At 36.0% G+C, this 5,881-nt stretch carries 2 protein-coding genes; both read left to right on the forward strand.

Features of this window, described 5'->3' with window-relative positions; all coding sequences use genetic code 11:
* The first annotated feature begins 75 nt into the window (after positions 1 to 75).
* Positions 76 to 4,203 (forward strand): response regulator, encoded by a 4,128-nt coding sequence (locus AFK68_RS14180; RefSeq protein ID WP_168186470.1) that lies wholly within the window; start codon positions 76 to 78, stop codon positions 4,201 to 4,203.
* Between the two features lie 471 nt (positions 4,204 to 4,674).
* Positions 4,675 to 5,637, forward strand: a complete 963-nt coding sequence (locus AFK68_RS14185; RefSeq protein WP_371357384.1) for a sensor histidine kinase — start codon at positions 4,675 to 4,677, stop codon at positions 5,635 to 5,637.
* The last annotated feature ends 244 nt before the right edge of the window (positions 5,638 to 5,881 follow it).

Genomic DNA, 5,881 nt, shown 5'->3' on the forward strand with positions numbered 1-5,881 from the left:
AAAAACATGAACTTTTTCCACAAAAACAACAAATCCGCAAAAATTACTAATCCCAAATTTATATTAATACCAATTTTGTTAATCATAATAGGTTACTTAGGTAACTACTTCAAAATACATTTGTTTTTTGGGGTAGATTTTCTTTTCGGTAGTATAGCAAGCTTAATAGTAGTTTATTTCTATGGAACTAAATGGGGTACTTTAGCTGCCTTGATTGCTAGTACCCACACATACTTTTTATGGAATCATCCTTATGCAATTATTATTTTTACTCTAGAAGTAATGTTTGTCGGAGTAATGTTAAATCGGCGGGGTTATAAAAATATGGTATTGCTAGATGGAATATACTGGATTGTTCTGGGGATGCCTTTAGTGGTATTATTTTATAGATTTGTGTTAGATTTCAGTCAAACACAAACCCTGTTACTCATCTTGAAGCAATCAGTTAATGGCTTCTTTAATGCCTTAATTGCTAACTTAATTATCACTTATTTACCAATACATAAATTAGCTGGTTTTCCCAGAGAAAAAAAATACTCTTCATTTCAACAAACTATCTTTAATTTGTTAATGGCATTTATTTTATTTCCAGCTTTAATACTCACCATATTTAATGGTCAACATATACTGGATACTATTGAAAACGATATTCAAAAAGAACTCAATGTTGCAAAAGCACCTCTAGCAAATAACTTAAAATATTGGTATCAACAACATCTCAATGCTATAGCAGAATTAGCAAAAATAGGAACTCAAACACCAGATTCGGAAAGAGATAGTTTACAAAAAAGTATATCAGTAATTCAAAAAACATTCCCCTCTTTTCTGAAAATTTATGTCACTGATGTTAGTGGTGACATAATTGCTACTCAACCAGAATTTAATGAAGTTGGAGAATCAATGTTTAACTTAAACATATCTGATAAATATAATCTCAAGGAGATAGCAAAAAAACTAGAACCAGAAATTACAGATGTTCATAGAGATAAAGCTTCTATTACACCCCATGTTGGTATCGCAATACCAGTAGTCAGAAATAATCAGTTTGCAGGAATTGCTTATGGTTCTCTAGACTTAAGTCAAGTTAGTAAATTTCTGAAACTAAATACCCAAGTAAATGGAACAGAAGGAATAGAAGCAATACTTGTGGATGGTGACAACTATATAATTGCGGATAGTCGTTCCGGAGTAACTATTCAAGAAAAATTAGACTTACAGGAAACAGGAAATATCTACTACAATGGAGATATTTTTAAGTGGCAACCAAAAACACCAGGAATGCCAAAAATGAAACGGTGGAAACAATCATTCTATGGAGTCAAGGTCAAAATTAGTCCTGATATTTCCTGGTCTTTATATATCAAGCAAGCAACAGCACCCTATATTGAGTATTTAGATAGGAGCTACATTAAAAATCTAGCTACAATGCAAGTAATAGCAATCTTAGGATTAATCACATCAATCTTACTTAGCAAAAGATTAGTAGCACCGATGTTAAAACTGGCACAGGTAACTACAGACTTACCTCAAAAACTTGTGTCAGAATCAGTTCCTACAGATTTGCCACAGAGTAGAATTGCAGAGATTAATACCCTTACTGTCAACTTTCAGTTAATGGCAGTAGCACTACAGGAAAAATTTATAGAAATCAACCACACAAATGCAACCTTAGAAAAACGAGTTGCAGAAAGAACTGAGGAACTCAACAAAAAAAATGAAGCTTTAAGTGCAGAAATTATCCAGCGTCGTCGGATAGAATCCATTTTAAGCGATCGCGAAGAACGCTATGAACTTGCGGTATCAGGTACAAACGATGGTATCTGGGATTGGAATATACACACAAATGAAGTTTATTACTCACCCACATGGATGAGAATTCTGGGTTACGAAGACAACCCACTTCCTCATATATATTCTACTTGGGCAGATAATGTACATCCAGATGATTTAGAAGTAGCGCTCAAAGACATACAAGCACATTTAGAAGGAAAAACAGAGCTTTATGAGAATACCCATCGGATTAAACATCAGGATAGACATTATGTATGGATATTTGCTAAAGGTAAATGTATTCGTGACAAGCAAAATAAACCCTCTCGCCTTGTTGGCACAATAACGGACATTACAGGAAAGAAACAAGCAGAAGATGAATTGAGAATTGCTAAAGAAGAAGCAGAAATTGCCAACCGGTCTAAGAGTGAATTCCTCGCAACAATGAGCCACGAAATTCGTACTCCCATGAATGCAGTTATTGGGATGACGGGTTTACTCTTAGATACATCACTTAACCCACAACAGCTAGATTTTGTAGAAGTTATCCGCAACAGTGGGGATGCTTTGTTGATCTTAATTAATGATATTCTTGACTTCTCAAAAATTGAGTCTGACAAATTAGAGTTAGAGGAACAACCCTTTAATCTCCGAACCTGCATAGAAGAATGTCTAGATTTATTAGCGCCAAGGGCAACAGAGAAAAAGTTAGAGCTAGCTTATCTAATAGATCGACAAACTCCTGAAGTTATAGTCGGAGATATAACTCGCTTACGCCAAGTGTTAGTTAATCTTCTCAGCAATGGGGTTAAGTTTACAGAGACTGGGGAAGTTGTTGTATCTGTCACCGCTTCACCTCAAAACCTAGACTTAAACTCTTCTGAAAATCGGCATTGCCCCATTCCCAATCAAACAGAATGTACTCAACCAAATACTCCCTGTCCTATTTTCTACACAATACAATTCGCAGTTAAAGATACTGGTATTGGTATTCCACGCGATCGCCGAAATCGTCTATTTAAGCCTTTTAGTCAAGTTGATGCTTCTACAACTCGTTACTACGGTGGTACGGGATTGGGATTAGCTATCAGCAAGCGGTTAACTGAAATTATGGGAGGAACAATGTGGGTAGAGAGTGAACTAGGAGTTGGTTCCACTTTTTTCTTTACGATAGTATCTCCTGCTGTTCCTAGTAGTTCATGTCTTGAGCAGGAGAATGGAACTGAAAAATTATTAGAAAATAAACATTTGTTAATCGTTGATGACAATGCTACGAATAGGGAAGTGCTGACACTTCAATCAGAATCCCTGGGTATGAGGTCTCAAGCTATAGCTAGTGGGGAAGAAGCAATAAATGTACTACAGTCAGGGGATAAATTTGATGTTGCTATTTTAGATGTACAAATGCCTGGAATGGATGGCATAACTCTAGCTAGGGAAATTCGTAAACTTGGCAGTTGTCAGGATTTACCCATAGTTTTTCTGAGTTCTTTAGCTCAAGAATTATCAAATACCAAGGCTAATATAAATGCTACTACTTATCTAAATAAGCCAATTAAACAATCTCAAATTGAGAAAGTGTTAGTAGGAATATTTAAAGGAAATATAGTTGATAGTGCGCAAAAATTAAAAATTGAATCAAATATCAAGCTAGCAGAAACATTACCTTTGAAAATTCTCTTAGCTGAAGATAATGTCGTTAACCAAAAAGTCGCAATTAATATTCTGAAAAATTTAGGATATCGAGCTGATATTGCAGCAAATGGTTTAGAGGTATTAGCTGCCTTACATCGTCAGTCTTATGATGTGGTATTGATGGATGTACAAATGCCAGAAATGGATGGTTTGACTGCTACACGCCAAATCTGTGCTGAATGGGCAAAAGATGAACGCCCCTGTATTGTTGCTATGACTGCTAATGCTATGCAAGGCGATCGTGAAAAATGTCTAAATGCTGGTATGGATGACTATATTGCTAAACCAGTTCGCCGAGAAGCATTGAGTACGGCTTTAAGTAAATGTGGTCTCTCAGCAACAGAAACAATAGTCAAGCAGGAAAAAGCACCTGCGCCAGAATCAGAAATAGTGATTGATAAAGCAGTATTGGAGGAGTTGAAGGAAATGGCAGGATACGACCCCGAAATGGTCGTGGAAATAATTAATTGCTATCTGGAAGATACACCCAAACTTTTAAATGAAATTACTCAAGCAATTGAAAAAGAGCAGGCAGAATTGCTACAAAAATCTGCTCACACCATGAAGTCTAGTAGTGCTTCTGTCGGTGCCACAAACCTATCTCAGCTTTGCAAGGAATTAGAATCTATTGGACGTGGGGGAGCTACGGAAGGCACAGATGTGATTTTATCTCAGGTTAAGGCAGAATATGAGCGGGTTGAGAATGCTTTACGAGATGAACTTCAGGCTTATATGTAGAAATTATCCTGGGTGTATTTTGAGTTAATTTGGGTGTTGGTGATGCGTGGCTATGATTTTTCTGGCATTCTAGAAACCGGCTTTGTATTAGATGCTGATAAATAGTGAAATTTGTCTCCAACAAACCCGGTTTCTTATAACAGTTTAGATTTCATAGCTCGGTTCACCAACGCCTGAGTTAATTTGTAGCAAAGATTATCTATCAAACTTATATTATAGGCAACTAAAGACAAATTTAGTATAATACTTATTATATATAAACACCCATTATGATTACTCTGAGTAGCTACCACATAACCGAAATCCTCTACCAAGGGACAAGAACTGCAGTTTATCGAGGGACGCGCAATAAAAATAACCAACCTGTTATTATCAAAGTATTGCGCAATAAATCCCCCAAATTTAATGAACTCCTACAATTTCACAACCAAATTGACTATTACGATCGCTCTATTGCTAAAGCTCAGGAAAATGAGTACATTCCAAGCAGCAATATCCCTAGAAAATGCTCGACTTTATCAACAAGCTCAACAAGCATTAAAAGATTTACAACAAGCACAATTACAAATTGTTCAAAGCGAAAAAATGTCAGCATTAGGTAATTTAGTTGCTGGTGTAGCACATGAAATGAATAATCCTGTTGGCTTTATTTGTAATGGTCTTGAGCAAACTCAACCCATCATTATAGATATTATTGAACACCTACAACTATATCAAGAAACTTTTTCCCAACCAAGTGAGGAAATTATTACACACGCAGATGAAATCGACTTGGATTATAGTCTAGAATATTTGCCCAAAATTATAGATGCAATGGTTATGGCAGCGGACAGATTGAAAAATATTAGTGTTAGTTTAGGAACCTTCTCCCGTGCGGATACAGAGCATAAAGTAAAGTTTAATATTCATGATGGGCTAGATAGTACCATTTTAATTCTCAAACATCGTCTTAAAGCTAACACAAAACGTCCAGAAATTGAAGTTATTACTGAGTATGGTGATTTACCACAAGTTGATTGTTTTCCAGGTAAGTTAAATCAGGTATTTATGAATATTTTGGCAAATGCTATAGATGCTTTAGATGAGTCTAATTACGGACTTAGCTTTGAGGATATTGAAGGAAAACCCAATAAAATTATGATTAAAACTATAGCTGAAAATGAACAAGTAAAAATATCAATTAGTGATAATGGTAAAGGGATGAGTCAAGAGGTGCAAGCACGAATTTTTGACCATTTATTTACTACTAAAAGAGTTTGTCAAGGTACAGGTTTGGGATTAGCGATCGCTCAACAAATTGTTGAAGAAAAACATGAGGGTTGCCTAGAAGTAGAGTCGGAGTTGGGTACAGGTACGTCCTTTTATATCCAATTGCCAATGAAGCGATTCTCTAGTATTAGTGAACAAAGGGATGAATATGTGTACAGAAGGTAAATCTCTTCTTTTACCGAAATAATTAATCATTAAACAATTAAATAATTAGATAATTCACGCCTTGAAGCCTCCCCTTTCAAGGGGAAAAAAACGGTCGTTTGCGGAGCATTCCGTCAGGATGGGATGGCGAGGTTTCCCGCTCTTGCAGAGCCGCTTCGCTAACGCCATATCCAATCGACCAAGAGAAATAAATATTTTCCTTATTTGTCAATCCTCTCCCTAAAAGGGAGAGGTAATTATCAAT

Origin of the sequence: Hydrocoleum sp. CS-953, assembly GCF_002260545.1 — a bacterium.
Classification (GTDB): Bacteria; Cyanobacteriota; Cyanobacteriia; order Cyanobacteriales; family Microcoleaceae; genus Trichodesmium.